The following is a 19,736-nucleotide window of genomic DNA, read 5'->3' on the forward strand; positions in this document are numbered from 1 at the left end:
CGCTGCGACAAGTTGTCAGCGCGCGGGTTCCATTTGCGCGACGCATTGGAACCTTGCGAGGAAATGCAATCCGGCGACCGCAAGCGCGAACATGAACCACACCGGGTTCTGCCGCTCGAGCAGGAAGGTCTCGGTCGTCCCGAAATACAGGCCGAACAGCCAGATCGTCAGGAACAGCTTGCCCAGCGCGTTGCTACGGTTGTGGGCCTGGACCTGCTGGAAATTGCGCAACGGCGTCCAGACGAAAATGAGGATGACCAGCAGCAGGCCCGGCAGGCCGATGGTGACTGCGAGATCGAGATAGCTGTTGTGGCTGTGCGCTGCGGCCACGGCCCATTCCGAGCCCTGGGTGGTCTTCCCCTCCGCCGCGCCGTCCCAGAACGCCGCATAGCCATGACCGGTGATCGGCTTTTCCGCGACGGCCGTGAGCGCAAACTCCCAGACCTCGGCACGACCGGTGAAGGTGGGATCGACCGGAAGCGCCCGCGTGATGCTGCCGAGTACCGGGCTCATGACGCTGCCGACCGTCAGCAGGTTCATCACGATCAGCGGCGCGAAGCAGATGACCCGCTTCAGCCACAGGCTGCGCGTGGCGTAGACCAGCGACGCCAGGGCATAGATCGCAAGGCACAGCACCGACGAGGTCTTGCCGCCGGTGAAGATCAGGAAGATGCCGGCCAGCAATGCGATTGCCGGCCCCATCACGAAGGAGCCCACGGCTGACAGGTAAATACCGACATAGACCAGGATGCTCATCACCGGCGAGGCGATGTTCTTGTGGTCGAAGCTGCCACGCCAGTCGCCGGCAAGCTGCGGCTCGGTGATGTCGAGCGCGCTGTGGATCGCATATTGCGGGGCAAAGAAGATTCCGAGATAGCACACCACCAGCAACACCAGCGCGGCGCCGCCGAGGCACAGATTGAAGCTCCGCGGTGTCGGCGGCAGCAGCGGTAGCAGGACCGCAAGCGTGGTCGCGCTGGCCGCAAGCACGAAGCGCTGGATCGAGACGTCGCGGCTCCCGGAGAATGCGAGATTAATCAGCATCCAGCCGATCAGGCAGAGATGCAGCGGCGTGACCAGGCTTCGAAGCGCGGGCGCATCGGTGGTGATGGTGAGCAGCACCGCGACCGCGGCCAGCAATCCGAACGAGATGTAGGTCGTCGCCAATCGTCCGCCGACGACGGTGGCAATGTCGGGGTTGCTCAAGTCCTGAAACGGATCGAGCGTGATCAGAACCAGCAGCAGGGCCGCGACGGCGACAAGACAGCGCGCCACGGTAACGACGTCGAGCCTCGCCAGCACGCCGTGCAGCGCGTGGCCGAGCGAGCGGGCCTCGACGTCAGTCATGTCTGCGGTGCTGCGATCCATGCCTCAAGGCCTGACGGGACGATGGGGGACCTCGGAGGTCTAGCCCATCCCCGTTAACCATCCGTCAACCAGCACATCGGCAGCTGCAGGAACCCGGCTCTGCTGTGCGACGCTGCGCGCGATCTCGTAATATTGCAGCGCGCGCTGCTCCAGGGTCAGGTTGTCCATGATGTAGCCGCGCGGATCGAACTTGCCCGCGGTGCAGCCGGCCCAGAAATCGGTCCAGCTGTGCTCGAAGTCGGCGCGGTCGGCGAATTTGAGCCCGCAGCGATCGTCCCAATAGGGCACCGACGACACCGGTCCGAACTGGACCCGGTGCGGATAATAGTCGGGATCCCGCCATGGACCGCCGGGATCCCAGGCGAACACCGGCACGCCGCAGGACAGCGCCTGCTGATAGGCGATGCCTTGGCTCTCGTTCTGGCACAGGAAGATCATCGCGCGCGAACGCGCCAGCGCGGCCTGATAATCTTCCTCCTTGTAGCTGCCGTAGCGCAGCTCGGTGAACGTTCGGCCTTCACTCCTGAGCCGGGCGCGGACCGGCTCGACCAGCTCCGGCACGTAGCGCTCGCGGTTCAGGCTGACCTTGTCGTAGAGCAGGATATCGACGGTCTTTTCGCGCGGGCGCGATGGCGTCCAGAGTTCGGTATCGATGCCGACGGGCCAGGCTTCGGTCTCAGGCCAATGGGGCCGGTACATGTCGGCATACCAGTCGCCGGGCACCAGGAATTTCTTGACCGGAAGCCGCTTGAACAGGTCGGGATCGTCCAACGGATGATTATAGGCACAAACGCCAAGCAGGATCGGATTCTTCCATGCGAACTTGTCGAGCAGGAAGGCGCGGCCGATGATGCAGGCGACTTCCTCGGGATGCTGCGCGATGTAGCCGTAGTCGTTGACGCGATAGCGGATGCCGAGCCGGTCGAGCCCTGCACAGAGATTGAGGAACACGCGCAGCTGCCCGCTCATCCGCGGCTCGCCGAACAGCATCTTGCGCGCCATGCGACGCAGATGACGGTCGCCGGGAAACCAGCGATCGTCCTTGTCCTCGTAGAACAGGTTGAGGATCATGTCGTCGGGATCGTAGTCGAATGTCTTTGCGGGCACAGGGTCCATCCGGGGCAATCAGGCCTGCATTCTCGCATGAGACCGGCCGTCGCATCTCTCGAAAGCAGTGACAGACTTAACGCCACAGGTTTAACGCTAATCTACGAAACCGACGACGAGACGGCCTTCGCAACAACGCTTTGATCGTTATGTGAGTATGATCCGCGACGGCCGCACGAAGCGGCCTGGTTAAAGAATCGTTAAACACGACGAGCCTCACTTGACCCTCGCCGACGCCACGCTCGATGCGCCCACCGCCGCGCCCGCGACAACGGGCGCGCGTGCGCCGACGCCTGTGGTTTCGGTCGTGATCCCCGCGAAGAATGCCGCGGCCTATATCGGCGAAACCATCGCAAGCGCGCTGGCGCAAGCCGACGTCGCCGAGGTGATCGTCGTCGATGACGGCTCGACCGATGACACTGTGGCGATCGTCCAGGCCATTCGCGATCCGCGGCTGCGCCTGATCAAGAACGACGCCAGCGGCGTGTCGGCTGCGCGCAACCTCGGCGCACGAGGCGCGCGCGGCGACTGGCTGATGTTCCTCGATGCCGATGATCGCCTGCGCCCCGATGCGGTGACGACGCTGCTGACGGCGGCGACGACTGCGCCGCGCGCGGTGCTGGTCTATGGCGACTACAACACGATCGACAGCGCGGGACGGCCGATCGGCCGCCGCGGCCTGCTGAAGGGTCGCCAAAAGCCCTCCGGCAACGTGCTGGAGCGGCTCGCCGCCGGCAATTTCATCGTCAATGGCGGCATCATGTTGATCCGCAGTGATGCCTTCCGCGCCACCGGCGGCTTCGACATCTCGCTGCGCTATTGCGAGGACTGGCATTGCTGGTGCCGTCTCGCCGCGCTCGGCGAGTTCGCTTATGTACCAAAGCTTCTGCTCGACTACCGCCTGCACACGGCCAGTACGATGAACGCCGCGGTGCGGACGCCGCAGGATTTCTTCCCGGCGGTCGCGCGGGTGTTCGACGATGAATTAATCCTCGGCAAGCTGCCGGCCGGCGCGGCGCCCCGGCTGCAGCAGGCCGCCGAAATTCATCTGGTGACTTATGCGGCGACCCAGGCCGTCCGCTTCGGGAGATATCGCCAGGCGCTCGATTATCTCGGCATGGTCGGCCGGCGCTCGCCCAAGGCGATGCCGCGAGCTGCAGCCAAGATCGCTTTGTCCTATTTTGGAATCTAGCTTTTGACGCGTCAGGAAACGATCTTCGAGGCCTCATAGGGCTTCGGATCGTAACCGAACGCCGCCAGCATCGATCCGACGGCCATCAGCACGGGGTGCATCGCGACGACCGCCTTCGATGACGTCAGCAGGCGAGCCGAGCGCAGCAGCGACAACGGCAACCGTCCCAATGCTTGTGCAAACAGGCTCATCCGCGCCGCCGCGTTTCCCGCAGCCTTGACCTGCACACTGTAGTTGATCACGCCGATGCGCAGGCTGCGCTTTGCGATCCAGGCGGGATTGCTGCGGCTTTGCGGCACGGTCTCGGTGATGACGGCTTCCGCCGTCCAGTGGAAACTCAGGCCGGCGTCGCGACCGCGGTTGAAGAAATCGCAATCACCGCCGCCAAGAAAATTGAAGCGCGGATCGAAGGCCGGACTGCCGAGCCGATCGAACGTGGCGCGCGTGATCAGGCAATTGCCGCAGCCATAGATTAGCGGCACGGCACCGGTGTAGTCGTAGGCGGGACAGAAGACGGGATGACGCGCGAGCCAGGGCTTGCTGTCGTCGTCGAACACCGGCAGCACCGGCCCGCCGACGATGTCGGCACCGGTCGCCTCCGCTGTGCGAACCATCAGTTCGAGCCAATCGGGCGAAGCGATCTCGTCGTCGTCGATCATCAGGAAGCGGGTCGCCGCGGGAAACACCGCCTGCGCCGTCTCGAACGCGGCGTTGATCGCCTGACAATTGCCCTGCCGCTTCTCGATCAGACAGATGCCCTGAAATTTGCCGGACGCGAGATATTCCGCAGCGACCGGCGCACTCGCGCGCCCGGCCGCATCGTTCTCGACCATGACCACCGCAAAGGAGCGCGGGGTGCGCTGGCTGACCAGCGAATCCAGTGTCAACCGCAGATGGTCGGGGCGGCGGAAGCAGGGAATGCAGACGACGATGCCGACCGAGAGATCAATGACGCGCGAGCTCGCCGCGATCTCCCGGTTGGGATCGCGCACGGCATCCAAGATCCGGCTGGCGGACAAGTCGGTCGGGATCAGCGTCATCGCGCGCTACTAGATGGCTGAGACATATTGAAAAAGCCTTGCGTCCATTGTCCCGGGGCGACACGTCCGCGCGGGACAGATCCGTCCCAAAATGAACGGCCTGCTTCGGCGCGCGAACTGCACCGCGACGCTGATGTCCTCGCTATGACGCGCCCTATCACCCGCTTGACCCCTTTCGCGTGTTTTCCCTGCAAATTCCTGCACGCGTGGTCCTGCAATTTGCAGTCCATCACCCTCCGACGGCACAACATGGGCAATGCCGTAGTTAACGCGTGTTCGAATTAACCCGGCCGTAAGCACCGCGGTCGGTGAAGGCCCGCGGCATCGGATTTGCTCTTCGGGCATGAGAGATTTTTCCTGTAAATTTGAATCGAACAAGCGCGGTCATAGCGAGGGTCAGGAACGAACGTGGTGCCCAAGATCGAGAACCCGGTGCTGCGGGCCGGCGCGCTCCTGTTCTTCGCCTGTCAGCGCGCCTGGCTGACGGTGCGGTACGGGCGCCGGCTCCAGCTCGGACCCGGGATCATGTTCAAGGGTCGGCTGGTGCTCGGTCGCGGGGTCCGAGTGTCGATCGGCGCGAACTGCCGGATCGGCAAGCGCGTGCTCATCACCGGGCGCGGCCAGGTGACGGTCGGCAATGACACCTTGCTCAACGGCTGCTGGATCGGGTGCGAGCAGAAGGTCGACATCGGGTCGTCCTGCTTGATCAGCGACTGCGACATCGTCGACACGGACTTTCACAACCTTCCCCCGCGGCTACGGCACGAGCCTGCAGTTGCTCGGGCCGTCGCACCGGTACACATCGGGGACAACGTGTGGGTGGGCGCGCGCGCGATCGTGCTCAAGGGAGTGACGATCGGCGACCACTCAGTCGTGGGCGCCGGAACGGTGGTGCGTGAGGACGTCGCCCCGCGCGTGGTCGTCGCAGGGAATCCGGCGGCTGTCGTCAAGACGTTCCGCGACGACGAATAGGCAGGCACGAACGCCGGACCCGCGCAGCGCCGGCACGCATGGTAACGGACCGTTAAGCACTGAGGATCGTGATGACACCAAAGCGGCACAACGACGCGGCAAATGGCGGCCTGCGCTTAAACGCTTTGTTTGCCATTTCGGTGAATAGTCCCTCAATGAGTATGGTTAATTTTCCCTGTTGCGTTGATTGCGCACCTATATCCCCGGTGCGGGGCGTAAAGCGAAGAGTAACCCCTCAGCCCGCGGTCTTTGGAATGAAAGCTGGGGACTATGCTTGACTATAACCAGCCGATAGACCGGGCCGGAGATCCAGCGAGATCGGAGGCCTCGCAACGGACACCCGAGGCCAGCTTCAAGGTGCTGGAGCTCGTCAGCCTGCTATGGCGGCGCAAGATTGCGATCGCCTCCGCCGCGCTGATCGGCGCGTGCCTCGCCGTCACCGTCGGCAAGAGCCTGACACCCCGCTACACAGCGACCGCCCAGCTTTATGTCGACCCGCGCGAGCTTCAGCTCGTCGATCGCGAGCTCACGCCGCGCGCGCAGGACGTCTCCGGGATGTCCATGGTGGTGGAGAGCCAGGCACGCCTGATCACCTCCAACAGCGTGCTGCTGCAGCTGATCCAGCAAGCCGATCTCGACAAGGATCCCGAGTTCGGCGGCAGTGACGGCAGGGGCGTGATGACGTCGCTGCTGGGCCTGATCGGCCTCCAGCCCCGCGCGCCCTCCGCCGCCGACATCAAGGACGTGCAGCTCGCGGCGCTCGAGGCGCTGAACAAGCACATCACGATCCGAAAGACCGAGAAGAGCTTCATCGTCGACATCGAGGTCTGGTCGACCGATCCGGCGAAGGCAGCGATGCTCGCCAACGCGCTGACCAATACCTTTCTGACGGACTCGCGCAATTCGCAGGCGCTGGCCGCACGGCGCGCCACCAGCGAATTGTCCGGCCGGCTGAAGGAGCTGCGCGAGCGGCTGCGCAACGCCGAGACCGCACTTGCCACCTACAAGGCGCAGAACAATTTCGTCGGCACCCAGGACTCGCTGATCTCCGATCAGCAGCTCTCCTCCAGCAACCAGCGGCTGTCCGCGGCCCGCGCAGCGACGATGGACGCTCAGGCGCGGCTGGACCAGATCGAGGCCAACAAGCGGACCGCTGCGGATGCAGGTGCAATTCCGGAAGCGCTGCAATCGCCAACCATCGCAAACCTGCGCGCGCAATATGCCGACGCCCGCAAGAAATACGCGGAGCAGACCGCCGAGCTCGGCCCGCGCCACCCGGCCCTGCGTCAGACCGAAAAGCAGGTCGAGGATCTCAAGCGCACCATCAGCGAGGAGATCGAGCGCTTCGCACTGTCCGCCAAGAACGATCTGACCCGCGCCCGCGACTACGAGGCGTCGCTCAACCGGGCGCTGGAAGTGCAGAAGCGGCAGAGCGTGCAGCTCAGCCAGGCCGCCGTGCGCCTGCGCGAGCTCGAGCGCGAGGCTGAAGCCAGCCGCGAGGTCTATCAATCCTTCCTGAAGCGCTCGCGCGAGACCGAGGAGCAGGAGACCCTGAACACGTCGGCTGCCCGCGTCATCGGCGAGGCCACGGTGCCGCAGCGGCGCTCGTTCCCGCCGGCGATGAGCCTGTTCGCGATGATCGGCTTCATGTTCGGCGCGCTTGCCGCCGCCTCCTGGTTCGTCGCGGCCGAGTACCTGTTCGACGGCGCGAGCGCTCCGCAACCGACCCGCCGCGGACGCACGCCTGCGCCGGACGTTCCGAGGCCCCCCGTGGAAGCCGCAACGCCCCCACCCGCGCTTGCGCTGGTCGAGAAACCGCTGATCGCCCGCCTGCAGGAAGCCGATGTGATCCGCACGCTCGGCGCCATTCTCGCCACCGGCAACGGCGTCGATCTGACCCGCGTCGGCTGGCCGACGCTGCGACCCGGATTTCCGCTGACGACGCTGCTCAACGCCTTGCGCGACATGCGGGCGGCGATGGCTCGTCGTTCCGGCGGCAAGTCCATGCCGGTGATGGCGCTGGTCGGCGCCGGCGCCACCACGGGCTGCAGCGTGACCGCACTGAATTTCGCGCTCGCAGCCGCGCGCGACGGCAGCCGCGTGCTGATGATCGATGCCGACCATCAGGCGCACACGCTCTCGCGCAGGATCGATCGTCCCGGCAAGAGTGAGCCGGGCAAGCTTGGCTGGCTCTCGATCGGCAGCAAAGCCGCGCGCGAGGTCAAGACCGTCAACGGCATTTCGGTGCTGCCGGCGACCGAGAGCGATGCCGGCAAGGCCACTGAGGCCATCCGCAAGGCAATCGCACAGGCGCGTTCGGCCGGCGGCTATGACCTCGTCATCCTCGACGGCCCCGCGATGCCGCTCTCGGCCGCAGGTCGCAAGCTGCTCGACGACGCGGACGCGCTGGTGGCGGTGCTGCCGACCAGCCTCGACATCAATGACAGCATGGAAGAGATTCTGGCCGCACTCGGCGGCGCCCAGCGCAAGCTCGTCGGCGTGGTGCTCGACGAGCTCGCTCCCGCAACCGAAACGCGCCAGCGAGGCAAACAATATGCTTGAGCGCCGCATCAATCTGGACGGCAGGGCTGCGACTGCAGAGGTGCCACGGATCACCGTCGGCGGCCTTCGCATGGCCGCACTCGACCTGGAAGCCACCGCAGATTTCATGATCGAGGCGACCGATCCGCGCCATCGCATCGGCCGTCCGCTGTATCTGACGTCGGCCAATGGCGAGGTGCTGGCGCGCTGCTCGACCGAGCCGCAGACCGAACGCCTGTTCCGCGCCGCCGACCTGATCAATGCCGACGGCCAGCCGCTGGTGGCGGCCTCGCGGCTGCAGTCCTGGTTTCCGTTGCCGGAGCGCGTTGCCACCACGGACCTGTTCCATGTCGTCGCACGCAAGGCGGAAGTCGCCGGCCGCAGCTTCTACATGCTCGGCGCCAGCGAAGAGGAAAACGCCGCGGCGGTCCGGCGGGTCCAGAACATGTATCCGAAGCTGAAGATCGTCGGGCACAGCCACGGCTATCTCCGCGGCGACGCGTTGCGGGCCAAGGTCGAGGAGATCAACGCGCTCGCACCGGATTGCCTGTGGGTCGCGCTCGGCGTCCCTTCCGAACAGGCCTTCGTCGAGGAATACATGCCGCTGATGACCAATGTCGGCGTCATCAAGACGTCGGGCGGCCTGTTCAATTTCCTGTCGGGCAGCCGCTCGCGTGCGCCGCAATGGATGCAGCGGATCGGGCTCGAATGGGCCTGGCGAACCTGGCTCGAGCCGCGCCGCCTGTTCTGGCGCTATTTGACCACCAACCCCCGCGCGATCTATCTTCTCTTCAGCCGCAACCGGCCCTTCAATCGCTGAGAAGGTAGCACGCCATGAGTGACCGGCCGACGATCCTCGTCACAGGAGGCGCGGGCTATATTGGCTCACATGCCTGCCGCGCCCTTGCCGCTGCCGGCTATCGGCCCGTCGTGTATGATAATCTCACCACAGGTCATCGCAGCTTCGTGGCTGGAGATCTGGTGACCGGCGATCTGCTCGATGGCGCGACGCTGGCGCGCGCCTTCGCCGACCACAAGGTCACGGCGGTGATGCATTTCGCGGCGGCGAGCCTGGTCGGCGAGTCCATGACCGACCCGCAGAAATACTACATCAACAACGTCCAGGGCACGTTGTCGCTGCTCCAGGCGATGCGCAACGCCGGCTGCCACCGCATCGTGTTCTCCTCGACCGGCGCGGTCTATGGCAACGCCGATTCCAAGGAATTGCCGGAGGACTTTCCCTGTGCGCCGATCAATCCCTACGGCGCATCGAAGTGGATGATCGAGCGCATGCTCGCCGACTACCGCGCCGCTTACGGCTTCGGCGCGTTCTGCCTGCGCTATTTCAACGCCAGCGGCGCCGATCCGGCCGGCGGCATCGGCGAACTGCGTGACAATGAGACGCATCTCATCCCGCGCGCAATGATGGCGTTGCAGGGGCATGTCGACTTCGCCGTGTTCGGCGACGACTACGATACGCCCGACGGCACCGCGATCCGCGACTACATCCACGTCAGCGATCTCGCTGCCGCGCATGTTGCGGCGTTGAAGCTGCTGGAAACCGGACATGCCGGCGGCAGCTTCAATCTCGGCACCGGCTCGGGCTTCTCGGTGCGCGAGATCCTCACTGCCATCAAGCAGGAGACCGGGCGCGAGGTGCCGCACACCGTCAAGCCACGCCGCGCCGGCGATCCCACCTATCTCGTCGCCGACCCCTCGGCCGCGCGAAAGGTGCTGGACTTCGTGCCGCGTCATTCCGACCTGTCGACCGTGATCCGCACCGCCTGGGCCTGGCACCAGACGGCGCATCCGCTCAAGGGCCGTTAAGCAACCGTAACACCCGTATCTTGCCGGCCGCCCCCTTGAGCGGCTAGAATGGCCGCTCGCTGCCGCCGTGGGCGCTTTGCCGACGGCCGCACTTTTGGGCATGGCCGACGATGATGTCGGCATGCATGGCTCCGCCAACTGCGCGAGCCGATTTTTCCAAACGTCAAGGCCACGATCAGATCCGCGTGCCGGCCTGCGATCAGACGCGGATTCAAGGAGTACCTGCGGATGCATCAGGCTGCACGCCTGGAGTTCGAGCGCGTGATGGATGAGTTCGTTCGCTGGCATGTCGTGCCCGAGGGCGAACGCTCCCCCGCGCCCGCCTGGTGGTGGGGCCCCGCCATGGCGGTGGTCGACGACCACGAGCCGTTGAGCGAGACATGGCGCAGCGCGCTGGGCCTGGGTGAAGGCGCTAGCTTCGCCGACGGCGCGGGCAGGATCGTCTCACTGTTCGTCGAACAGACGTCGCTGACGGGACCTCAGGATTTTCCGAGCAAGGCGGAGGCCGCCGATCACGACATCCGTGAATTGCAGCCGCTGCCGTCAGACGACAGCGCGTTTCAGCCTTAGCGCCGCGGCTTCGGTCACGGCCGGATCCGTCTCCGGCTGGAGCGGCGGCGCGACGGCCAACTCCACCGGCCGCAGCAATTCGGCCATCTGCTTCGCGGGCAGCGGCTTCGCGATCAGGAAGCCCTGCATCTCGTCGCAGCCATGGGTGCGCAGGAAGGCCTCCTGCTCGGCGTTCTCGACGCCCTCGGCGACCACAGTCATGCCGAGCGCCTTGCCCATGCTGATGATCGCCTGTGCGATCGCCTGGTCTTCCGAATCCTGCGGCAAGTCACGCACGAAGGAGCGATCGATCTTGATGGTGTCGATCGGGAAGTGCTTCATCAGCGACATCGACGAATAGCCGGTGCCGAAATCGTCGATGGCGAGCCGGATACCCCGGCTCTGAATGGCGTCGAGCACCTTCAGCGCACGACCGACGTTGCGCATCATCATGCTCTCGGTGACCTCGAGCTGGAGCAGCACCGGCGACATGCCGGAGGCCGCCAGGGCCTCGTCGACGTCCTGCAGCAGATGTTCGTCAGCAAACTGCCGCGGCGACAGGTTGACCGCCATCGACAGCGGCAGCAGGCCGCGGCGCTGCCACGCCATGGCCTGCGCGCAGGCCTCGTTCAACACCCAGCGGCCGATCGGCACGATCAGGCCGGTCTCCTCCGCAAGCGGAATGAACTGGGCCGGCGAGACGTTGCCGAGATCGGGATGGTTCCAGCGCAACAGCGCTTCCACGCCGGTGATCTGGCCGGTCTCCATGTCGACCTTGGGCTGGTAGTTCAGCGAGAACTGCTCGCGCTCCAGCGCCCGGCGCAGCGCGCTTTCGAGCGACAGCCGTTCGATCGACTGCGTCTTCACTTCCTTGGAGAAGAAGCGATAGCCGTTCTTGCCGTCTTCCTTGGCGAGATACATCGCCATGTCGGCGTTCTTGGTCAGCGTCTGCGCGTCGGCGCCGTTGGCCGGATACATCGCGATGCCGATCGAGGCCGTGGTGTGGCATTCATGGCCGGCGAGCTCCATGGGCTCGGCGAGCGCCGTCAACAGACCGGTGGCAATGTGCTGGACGTCGTCGATCTCGCCGCACTGATCGAGGATCACCACGAACTCGTCGCCGCCGAGACGCGCCACGACGTCGCTTACCCGCAGCGCGCCGCGCAAACGGTTCGCCACCTCGAGCAGGAGCAAATCGCCGGCCTCATGGCCCAGCGAATCGTTGATGACCTTGAAGCGGTCGAGGTCGATGAACAGCACCGCGAAACGGTGATCGTGGCGTTGCGCCGCGTCGATCGCCTCGCGCAGCAGCCCGTTGAAAGTCTCGCGGTTCGGCAGGTCGGTCAGGCTGTCATGCGAGGCGAGATATTCGATGCGCTCGTCCGCCTCGTTCTTCTCGTCGGCGCGATCGAAATTCTCCATCGCAAAGGAGACGTTGTCGGCAAGACGCTGCAACAGCTCAACGAATTCGGTGGTGAAGGTTTCCTGCTCGATCGACATGTAGATCATGACGCCGACAGGCCTGTCGTGGGTGATCAGCGGGAACGCGGCGCCGGAGCGTGCGCCGTCGCCCTGCAGCACGGTATGGAAGGCGCTGACACGGTTGTCGTTGACATAGTCGTTGCTGACACAGGGCTGCCGTGTGCGGAACGCCGTGCCGCTCATGCCGCGCCCCTCAGGCCGGTCGGCATCGATGGAAAGACGAACGTTCCGCGTGGTCTCGGCCGAAGGCCCCGCGGCCGCGACGATCGCCAGCCGGTCGCTGTCGGCCTGGGCGAGCGCAATGGTCGTCGAGGTGAATTTGCCGCCGGTGGACGCGGCCTGACACACGAGCTCGAACAGCTCGGTGCGCGACTTGGCGCGCACGATCGCCTCGTTGGTGGCGCTCAGCGCCGCGAACATGCGGGTCAGGCGCTCCTTTTGCGCCTCGGTGCGGGCCTTTTCCACGGCGCGATCGAAATTGTCGAGGGCGAAGGAGACGTTTTCGGCGAGGCGTCCGAGCAGCTCGACTAGATCAGGCGTGAACGTATTCTCCTCCGGTGCGAGGAAAAGCAGGATACCGATCGGCTCCTGGCCCACGCGCAGAAGCGGGAAACTCGCCGCCGCACGCGTTCCATCCTCGGTCGCCTTGGAGCGCCAATATGCCGATCGCGGGTCGTTCATGTAGTCGTTCATGACGCAGGGACGGCGGGTGCGCAGCGACGTGCCGATGATCCCCTGTCCCTCCGGATGGTCAGCAGAGACAACGGCGGTGCGCCCGATCATCCGATCCTGGAGGCGCCCCTTCACCGCAACGACGCGAATAAGCTCGCACTTCTCGTCAAGGATGCCAATCGTGGCCGATTCGAACACATCGCCCAACACCGCCGCCTGGCACGCGACCTCGAACAGTTCCTCGCGCGACTTGGCACGCATGATGGCTTCATTGGTCGCGCTCAGCGCCTCGAACATGCTGCTCAGCCGGCCGCGCTGCTTATCGGCCCGCGCCTTCTCTTCCGCACGATCGAAGTTTTCCAGCGCGAAGGCGACGTTGGCCTGCAATCGCTGGAGCAATTCGACGAACTCGGGAGTGAATGTGTCGCGCTCGACGGCATTGAAGAGGAAGACACCATCGATCCGGCTGCCGTTGAACAACGGCAAGGCGGCTGAAGAATGTATACCGGCGCGGCGCGCGCTATCGTGCCATGGCTTGATGCGCTCGTCGGCCAGGATGTCGTTGCTGATATAGGTCTGGCAGGTCCGGAAGGCGGTTCCGGTCAGCCCTCGTCCCTCCGGCACTGCATCAGTGAGGGCGAAAGTGTAGTTGCGCAAGTCTTCCGCATGCGGCCCATAGCTCGACACGACACGGAGCAACTCGGCTTCACGATCGGCCAGGAAGATTGTGCTCGACGCGAATTTTGCACCTTGTACCGTCGCCTTGCAGACCAGATCGAACAGTTCGGCGCGCGATCGCGCGCGCAGAATCGCTTCATTGGTGGCGCTGAGCGCCGCATACATGCGGGCGAGGCGCTCCTCCTCGGCCGCGATCCGTGTCTTCTCGGCTTCGCGGCCGAAGTTGTCGAGGGCAAAGCAGACGTTCTCGGCGATGCGCAGCATGAGCGCGACGACCTCCTCGTCCTTGGCCCAGGACTGGCTGAGGAAGGACAGGATCACGCCGATGCTTTGGCCATGCTTGATCAAGGGCGCCGCGACAACTGCGGCGACGCCGGTGTTGACGTTGGCCCGCTCCCACGGCGTCCCCCTGGTGCGACGCGCGAGATCGCGCTCGACGATGGGTTTTTGCGAGCGAAACACCTCGCCGGAAATGCCGCGGCCGTAGGGATTTTCGGGATCGACCGAATAGCTCGCCTGGGCGACGATCTCCACGTTCTCGCCGGTACCGGCAACAGGCTTGAGCCAATGCGAATCCTGCTCCTTGAGCAGGACAAAGGTCGCCAGCGACTTGCCGCCATGCACCGACGCGTCACAGACGAGCTGGTACAGCTCCTGCTCGGTTTCGGCGCGCAGGATGGCTTCGTTGGTCGCGCTAAGGGCGCCGAACATGCGGTTGAGCCGCCGCGTCGCCCGCTCGCTGGTCTGCCGCGCGGTCTCGCGCGAAAAATTCTCCAGCGCATACGAAATGTTGGCCGACATGCGCTCGAACAGCGACACCATCTGCTCGCTCAGCGAGCCGGCCTCGCTGCGGGTCACGAACAGCACACCGACGCTCTTGCCGTTGCACAGCAGCGGCAGCGCCGCCGCGGCGCCGATGTTCGCCCTGGCCGCGCCTTCACGCCATGCCAGCGAGCGCGGATCGTTCAGATAGTCGTTGCTGATGCAGAGCTTCTGGCTGCGAAACGCCTCGCCGCCGACACCCGACCCCTCGGGCGCGCCGGCTTCGGTGGTGATTTTGATCGCGCGCAGACGCGCCACGTCGTCACCGCGCCCTGCGGCAAAGCGCAAGTGCTGGCCATCCGGCTCCACCAGGAACACGGCAACGGCCATGAAGTCCCCGCTCGAAAACCCAGCGTCGCAGACCATCTGGTACAGCTCGTCCGGCGATTTCGCGTAGAGGATCGCTTCATTGATGGCGCTCAACGCCGCAAAGGTGCGCGCGAGTGTCGACGGCACGATCTTAACTCCCGGGCATTTCTGCCTATTTCTCCCGGGTGCGTTATGACCGGGGATCGCCTAAGTGGTCGTTATTGCAGCAGGGAAACCACCAATCAGAGTGAACGAGCAGCGAATGACCGGCAAGAAATGTCCGGGAATACCGCCGCGCGGGAGGAATCTTCGACGAAAGGCGCGTTCTCTTTACGAATTTGCAGCCCTGTATTGGTTTACGGGAGATTGATATCGCAGCTCCGCTTTGAGACGATGGCGTCCAACAAGCAGGTCCGTTAAGGGCACCAAAGCCGAGGGAACGCCATGCCCGTCGTCAAGGCCGACCGCCTCACGCGCGTCAGCGCTGCGCTGCTCCATGCCGCCGGAGCCTCCGAGGAAGAAGCCGACGCCGTCGCCGTCGGCTGCGTCAACGCCAATCTCGCCGGCCATGACTCGCACGGCGTGATCGCGGTTCCGACCTATATCGATCGCATCAAGGCCGGACACATCGTGCCCGGCGCCAAATGGACGATCGTCCAGGAATCGCCGACCACGACAGTGATCGACGGCCATTGGGGCTTCGGTTTCCACGTCAACGCCAAGGCGATGGCGCTGACGATCGAAAAGGCGAAGACGGCGAACGTCGCCGCCTGCACCGTGTTCCGGCAGAGCCATGTCGGTCGCCTCGCCGCCTATCCGCTGATGGCGATGCGCGAAGGCATGATCGGGATTGCCACCGCCGATTCCGGCCGCTCGCCAAAACATGTCGCGCCGTTCGGCGGCAAGGAGGCGCGGCTCGGCACCAACCCGATCTCGATCGCCGTGCCGTCCGATCTCGAGGCGCCGTTCTACCTCGACATGGCGACATCAGCTGTTGCCGCCGGCAAGATCCAGCTCGCGGTCGCGCGTGGCGAGGAGATCCCGACGGGTTGGATCATTGATGCCGAGGGACGGCACACCACCGATCCCACCCAATACCGCAAGGGCGGCGCGCTGCTGCCGCTCGGCGGCACCGAAGGTTACAAAGGCAGCGGTCTGGCGGCCATGGTCGAGGTGTTGTGCGGCCTGCTCACCGGATTGGGATTCGGCGTCGAGCCGACCGGGCGGCACAATGACGGGTGCTTCATGGCGGTATTCAACGTTGCCGCGTTCCGTCCGCTGAAGGAGTTCAAGCGCGAGGTCGCCGAGTTCGCGCGCTATTTGAAATCGACGCCGCCGTCCGAGGGCAGCCGAGGCGTCTACTATCCCGGCGAGATCGAAGGCGTGCGCGAGCAGCAGCGTTTGCGTGACGGCATCGAGGTCGAGGACGCGACCTGGGAGAAGCTGCGCGCGCTGGCGCGCGACTACAGGCTCGACACCGTCCTCGATCTGGCCTGAGGCAATCCGGAGAACAGCAGCATGAATCGACAGATGGTCCTGGTCGGCTTCCTTCAGGCGCAGAATTGCACGAACCTGCCGAGTTCGTGGCGGCATCCGAAGTCGCGCAGCGATTCGATGTCGGCGGACTATTACCAGGAGATCGCGCGGATTCTCGAAGCCGGAAAATTCCACATGGCATTCTTCGACGATCGCCTGGCGATGCCGGACCGCTACGGCAACGACCACGCCCACACCGTCGAATACGGCATCCGCTGCGTGAAGATGGATCCGCTGATCGTGCTGACGACGATGGGCATGGTCACCGACAAGCTCGGGCTGGGCGCGACCTGCTCGACCACCTATTACGAGCCCTTCGACGTCGCACGTCGCTTTGCCACGCTCGACCTGATGTCGGGCGGCCGCGCCGGCTGGAACGTCGTGACCTCGCTCAATGACGGTGAAGCGCTGAACATGGGGCGCGACTCCCATCCCGAACATGACTCGCGCTACGACAAGGCCGACGAATTCATGGAGGTCGTGCTCGGCCATTGGGACACCTGGGAAGACGGTGCGCTCATCATGGACAAGACGAGCGGCCGCTTCGCCGATCCGACCAAGGTGAAGCGGCTCGATCACAAGGGCGCGGCCTTCAAGTCGCGCGGGCCGTTCACCGTGCCGCGCTCGGACCAGGGTCACCCGGTGATCATTCAGGCCGGCGCATCCGGCCGCGGCCAGCGCTTTGCGGGGCGTTGGGGCGAGGTGATTTTTACGGCCGCACGCAATCTCCAGGGCGCCAAGGACGGCTACGCCGCCGTGCGTAACGAGGCCGCGAAAGCCGGCCGGGATCCGGAGCAGATGTTCCTCTGCAATCTGACGACACCGGTCTGCGCGGCGACCAAGGCTGAAGCCGAAGACAAGATGGCGCTGATCAACAAGCTGCCGCTGGAGATCGACGCGCTGTCGCTGCTCGCCGAAGCGCTCAATTACGACTTCGCCTCCAAGGACCTCGACGCGCCGCTGACGACCGACGAGCTGAAGAGCATGCAGGGCATTCTGGGCATCCGCGACGGCGTGTTGAAGACATCAGGCAAGAGCAATCCGAGCGCGCGCGACTTCGTCACCTTCTCCGGCCGCGGCCAGGTGCATGACGCCATGGTCGGCGGCCCCAGGGAAATCGCGGACAAGCTGGAAGAAATGTTCGTCGAGCGCGGCTGCGACGGCTTTGTCATCGCCGCGACCTATGTGCCCGGCTCCTACGCGGACTTCGTGCAGCACATCGTGCCGGAATTGCAGCGGCGCGGCCTGTTCCAGAAGGACTATCGCGGCAAGACGTTGCGGGAGAATCTTGGGCTGAAGCGGCCGGCCGCCGGCGCCTGGAAAGTCCAGCCGCGCGACGCCGCGGAATAACAACGAGGACACGACATGCGCTGGCTGAAATTCACCACCTCCGGCAAAACCTCCTGGGGCCTGGTTGAGGGCGACCAGGTGATCGCGATCGACGGCGATCCGTTCGGTGAATGGCAACGCACGTCGCGCAAGCATCCGCTTTCGCACGTGAAGATCGAGCTGCCGCTGATCCCGCGCACCTTCTATTGCGTCGGCCTGAACTACCTGAAGCATCTCAAGGAAGCCGCCGACAAGGCCGGCACGGTACCGGCCGTCCCTGAACGGCCCGAAATCGGCTACCGCGCGCAGAATGCGCTGATTGCGCATGACGAGGACGTCGTGATCCCGCCCTTCGCGACGGAGAAGATCCATTACGAGGGCGAGCTCGCGGTCGTCATCGGCAAGAAGGTGAAGCATTTGACGGCCGATAACGCGATGGACTGCGTGTTCGGCTACACCATCGGCAACGACGTCAGCGAACGCTCCTGGCAGAAGGCCGACCGCAGCCTGTGGCGCTCGAAGAACGCCGACACGTTCAAGCCGATGGGTCCGTGGATCGAGACCGAGGCCGATCTTGCGACGATGGAAACGATCGTTCGCGTCAACGGCCAAGAGACCAACCGCTTCCATACCAACGACATGATCTTTGGCGTCGTGGCGTTCCTGGTCGAGCTGACGAAGTATTTTACGCTATGGCCGGGTGACGTGATCTGGATGGGCACGGATGGCGCTTCGCCTGACATCAAGCACGGTGACGTCGTGGAGATCGACATCACCGGTGTCGGCACGTTGCGGAACAGGTTTGTGCGGGAGGGGCGGTGATCAGCCTGCCGCCGCGCTGCCTTTCACATGGTCGATGAAGGCGCGCAGCTTCGGCAGGATCTGCCGATGACCCGGATAGTACAGGAATACACCCGGCGTCATGGGCGAGAATTTCTCCATCACACGGACCAGCCTTCCCGATGCGATGGCGCCCGTGGCCAACGGCGCAGGCACTTGCGCAAGACCCACGCCTTCGAGCGCAGCACCGAGCATCGTCGGGAAGTCATAGGCGATGAAAGGTCCTGAGACCGCGATCTCGATGGATCGGCCACCGTCGATGAACGACCACGATGCAAGCGCGCCGTTCGATCGTCGCATCCTCAGGCAGGCGTGCCCACGTAGATCGTCCGGATGCGCGGGCCGGCCGGCGCGGGCGAAATAGTCGGGGCTTCCGATGACAATGAGGGGAAGCGGCTTCGTGAGCCGCACCGCGATCATGTCGGGCGTGATGAACTGGCCCATCCTGATGCCGGCATCGAAACCTCCGGCCGCCAAGTCGACCATCTCTTCGCTTGCAGCCAGCTCCACCTCGATCTCGGGATAGGCCTGGCAGAACGAGGCGATCAGCGGCTCGAGCAGGATCGGCACGACCGAGCGTGGCACGGTGAGACGCAGCAGCCCGGCCGGTCGCTGACCGAGTTCACGGGCTGCTCCGCTTGCAGCGACAAGCTCCTCGAAAGCAGGCCTGGCGCGCGCCAGGAATCGTTCGCCCGCTTCCGTCAGGCCGACGCTGCGGGTGGTGCGAATGAACAGCGCGGCGCCGACGCGCGCCTCGAGTGCTCGCACCGCCTGGCTGATTGCCGATGGCGTCACCCCGAGTTCGCTGGCTGCCCGGCGAAAACTGCGGTGTTGGGCGACGCTGAGAAACGCCTCGACGCCGTCGAGCGCTCCCTGCCGGACTGTGAAGTTCTGCTTCATAGCCCGTCAACATTATCGCGAATAGTCGCCCGCGGAAAGCTGCCCTACATCGGGATTGCAAATGACCCGCACCGGAGCAGCGAAACCGATGAAGGCAATCCGCAACGCCGCCCTGGCACTCGCCCTCTCACTGACAGGTGTTCCCGCCATGACCGATCCATCCCTTGCCCAGACACAGGCGCAGTCACCCGCGACCACGGGCGTGTTGGTAATCCTGACCGTGAAGGCGGGTATCACGCGTGAACAGGTGATGGCCGTCATGCCCGATGAAGTCAGGCAGACGGTCCAGCTCTATCTCACTGGGAAAGTCCGTGAATGGTATTCGCGGTCCGATGGGCGCGGCGCGGTCTTCCTGCTCGATGCCGGGGATGTCGCCGAAGCGCACGCGATCATGGATGCCCTGCCGCTCGCGAAGCAGAATCTCATCGACCACGAATACATCGCGGTCGGCCCGCTGATGCCCCTCCGCCTGCTGATGACCAAGCCCTGAGCACTCGCCGGCGATCGACCGGCATCGAAACCTCACGTGAAGGACATCCGAACGTGCCCCCGAGCTTCAACCTTCCATTCGT

At 64.7% G+C, this 19,736-nt stretch carries 15 protein-coding genes; 10 read left to right on the top strand and 5 right to left on the bottom strand.

Annotation, left to right across the window (positions count from 1 at the left end):
- Positions 1-15: 15 nt before the first annotated feature.
- Both NLM32_RS41925 and NLM32_RS41930 read right to left on the bottom strand, forming a co-directional pair.
- Positions 16-1,368, bottom strand: a complete 1,353-nt coding sequence (locus NLM32_RS41925; RefSeq protein WP_254134496.1) for an O-antigen ligase — start codon at positions 1,366-1,368, stop codon at positions 16-18.
- 39 nt (positions 1,369-1,407) lie between these two features.
- Positions 1,408-2,475, bottom strand: a complete 1,068-nt coding sequence (locus tag NLM32_RS41930; protein ID WP_254134497.1) for a glycosyltransferase family 1 protein — start codon at positions 2,473-2,475, stop codon at positions 1,408-1,410.
- A gap of 220 nt (positions 2,476-2,695) precedes the next feature.
- Here NLM32_RS41930 and NLM32_RS41935 point away from each other — a divergent pair, with 220 nt between their 5' ends.
- Entirely contained in the window at positions 2,696-3,667 is a 972-nt protein-coding gene (locus NLM32_RS41935) for a glycosyltransferase (protein ID WP_256568345.1), read from the top strand.
- An 11-nt stretch (positions 3,668-3,678) separates the two neighbouring features.
- Here the strand turns inward: NLM32_RS41935 and NLM32_RS41940 are convergent, their stop codons facing one another.
- Positions 3,679-4,707 (bottom strand): glycosyltransferase family 2 protein, encoded by a 1,029-nt coding sequence (locus NLM32_RS41940; RefSeq protein WP_254134498.1) that lies wholly within the window; start codon positions 4,705-4,707, stop codon positions 3,679-3,681.
- A gap of 411 nt (positions 4,708-5,118) precedes the next feature.
- Here NLM32_RS41940 and NLM32_RS46005 point away from each other — a divergent pair, with 411 nt between their 5' ends.
- From NLM32_RS46005 to NLM32_RS41965, 5 genes are all read left to right on the top strand, one after another.
- A complete protein-coding gene (locus tag NLM32_RS46005) occupies positions 5,119-5,679 on the top strand; it encodes an acyltransferase (protein WP_375143617.1) in 561 nt (186 codons plus the stop codon).
- A 270-nt stretch (positions 5,680-5,949) separates the two neighbouring features.
- Positions 5,950-8,241 (top strand): exopolysaccharide transport family protein, encoded by a 2,292-nt coding sequence (locus tag NLM32_RS41950; RefSeq protein ID WP_254134499.1) that lies wholly within the window; start codon positions 5,950-5,952, stop codon positions 8,239-8,241.
- On the top strand, positions 8,234-9,040 hold the full coding sequence (locus NLM32_RS41955) for a WecB/TagA/CpsF family glycosyltransferase (RefSeq protein ID WP_254134500.1): 807 nt from the start codon (positions 8,234-8,236) through the stop codon (positions 9,038-9,040). Before NLM32_RS41950 ends, NLM32_RS41955 begins: the two co-directional genes overlap by 8 nt.
- Positions 9,041-9,054: 14 nt before the next feature.
- Positions 9,055-10,047, top strand: a complete 993-nt coding sequence (gene galE / locus NLM32_RS41960) for a UDP-glucose 4-epimerase GalE (RefSeq protein WP_254134501.1) — start codon at positions 9,055-9,057, stop codon at positions 10,045-10,047.
- 228 nt (positions 10,048-10,275) lie between these two features.
- Positions 10,276-10,617: a hypothetical protein gene (locus NLM32_RS41965; RefSeq protein WP_254134502.1), complete on the top strand. Its 342-nt coding sequence runs from the start codon at positions 10,276-10,278 to the stop codon at positions 10,615-10,617.
- Here NLM32_RS41965 and NLM32_RS41970 read toward each other — a convergent pair.
- Positions 10,591-14,706 carry a GAF domain-containing protein gene (locus tag NLM32_RS41970; RefSeq protein ID WP_254134503.1) on the bottom strand — a complete coding sequence of 1,372 codons (4,116 nt, stop codon included), beginning with the start codon at positions 14,704-14,706 and terminating at the stop codon, positions 10,591-10,593. The genes NLM32_RS41965 and NLM32_RS41970 overlap by 27 nt on opposite strands.
- 297 nt (positions 14,707-15,003) lie before the next feature.
- Here NLM32_RS41970 and NLM32_RS41975 point away from each other — a divergent pair, with 297 nt between their 5' ends.
- The 3 genes from NLM32_RS41975 to NLM32_RS41985 are packed head-to-tail and all read left to right on the top strand — an operon-like array spanning position 15,004 to position 18,246.
- Entirely contained in the window at positions 15,004-16,056 is a 1,053-nt protein-coding gene (locus NLM32_RS41975) for an Ldh family oxidoreductase (protein WP_254134504.1), read from the top strand.
- Between the two features lie 21 nt (positions 16,057-16,077).
- On the top strand, positions 16,078-17,445 hold the full coding sequence (locus NLM32_RS41980) for an LLM class flavin-dependent oxidoreductase (RefSeq protein WP_254134505.1): 1,368 nt from the start codon (positions 16,078-16,080) through the stop codon (positions 17,443-17,445).
- Between the two features lie 15 nt (positions 17,446-17,460).
- Positions 17,461-18,246 carry a fumarylacetoacetate hydrolase family protein gene (locus NLM32_RS41985; protein ID WP_254134506.1) on the top strand — a complete coding sequence of 262 codons (786 nt, stop codon included), beginning with the start codon at positions 17,461-17,463 and terminating at the stop codon, positions 18,244-18,246.
- Here NLM32_RS41985 and NLM32_RS41990 read toward each other — a convergent pair whose 3' ends face one another.
- Positions 18,247-19,164: a LysR family transcriptional regulator gene (locus NLM32_RS41990; protein ID WP_254134507.1), complete on the bottom strand. Its 918-nt coding sequence runs from the start codon at positions 19,162-19,164 to the stop codon at positions 18,247-18,249.
- Positions 19,165-19,225: 61 nt separating this feature from the next.
- On the opposite strand from NLM32_RS41990, the gene NLM32_RS41995 reads away from it, so the two are divergent.
- Positions 19,226-19,654, top strand: coding sequence for a hypothetical protein (locus NLM32_RS41995; protein ID WP_254134508.1), 429 nt, complete (start codon positions 19,226-19,228; stop codon positions 19,652-19,654).
- Positions 19,655-19,736: the final 82 nt, after the last annotated feature.

Origin of the sequence: Bradyrhizobium sp. CCGUVB14 (assembly GCF_024199935.1) — a bacterium.
Classification (GTDB): Bacteria; Pseudomonadota; Alphaproteobacteria; order Rhizobiales; family Xanthobacteraceae; genus Bradyrhizobium.

Bases quoted from the DNA above. Each gene is read 5' to 3' on its own strand.
- NLM32_RS41925 (WP_254134496.1), bottom strand. From the start codon at position 1,368: ATGGATCGCAGCACCGCAGACATGACTGACGTCGAGGCCCGCTCGCTC.
- NLM32_RS41940 (WP_254134498.1), bottom strand. From the start codon at position 4,707: ATGACGCTGATCCCGACCGACTTGTCCGCCAGCCGGATCTTGGATGCC.
- NLM32_RS41950 (WP_254134499.1), top strand. From the start codon at position 5,950: ATGCTTGACTATAACCAGCCGATAGACCGGGCCGGAGATCCAGCGAGA.
- NLM32_RS41955 (WP_254134500.1), top strand. From the start codon at position 8,234: ATGCTTGAGCGCCGCATCAATCTGGACGGCAGGGCTGCGACTGCAGAG.
- galE (WP_254134501.1), top strand. From the start codon at position 9,055: ATGAGTGACCGGCCGACGATCCTCGTCACAGGAGGCGCGGGCTATATT.
- NLM32_RS41965 (WP_254134502.1), top strand. From the start codon at position 10,276: ATGCATCAGGCTGCACGCCTGGAGTTCGAGCGCGTGATGGATGAGTTC.
- NLM32_RS41975 (WP_254134504.1), top strand. From the start codon at position 15,004: ATGCCCGTCGTCAAGGCCGACCGCCTCACGCGCGTCAGCGCTGCGCTG.
- NLM32_RS41980 (WP_254134505.1), top strand. From the start codon at position 16,078: ATGAATCGACAGATGGTCCTGGTCGGCTTCCTTCAGGCGCAGAATTGC.
- NLM32_RS41985 (WP_254134506.1), top strand. From the start codon at position 17,461: ATGCGCTGGCTGAAATTCACCACCTCCGGCAAAACCTCCTGGGGCCTG.
- NLM32_RS41990 (WP_254134507.1), bottom strand. From the start codon at position 19,164: ATGAAGCAGAACTTCACAGTCCGGCAGGGAGCGCTCGACGGCGTCGAG.
- NLM32_RS41995 (WP_254134508.1), top strand. From the start codon at position 19,226: ATGACCCGCACCGGAGCAGCGAAACCGATGAAGGCAATCCGCAACGCC.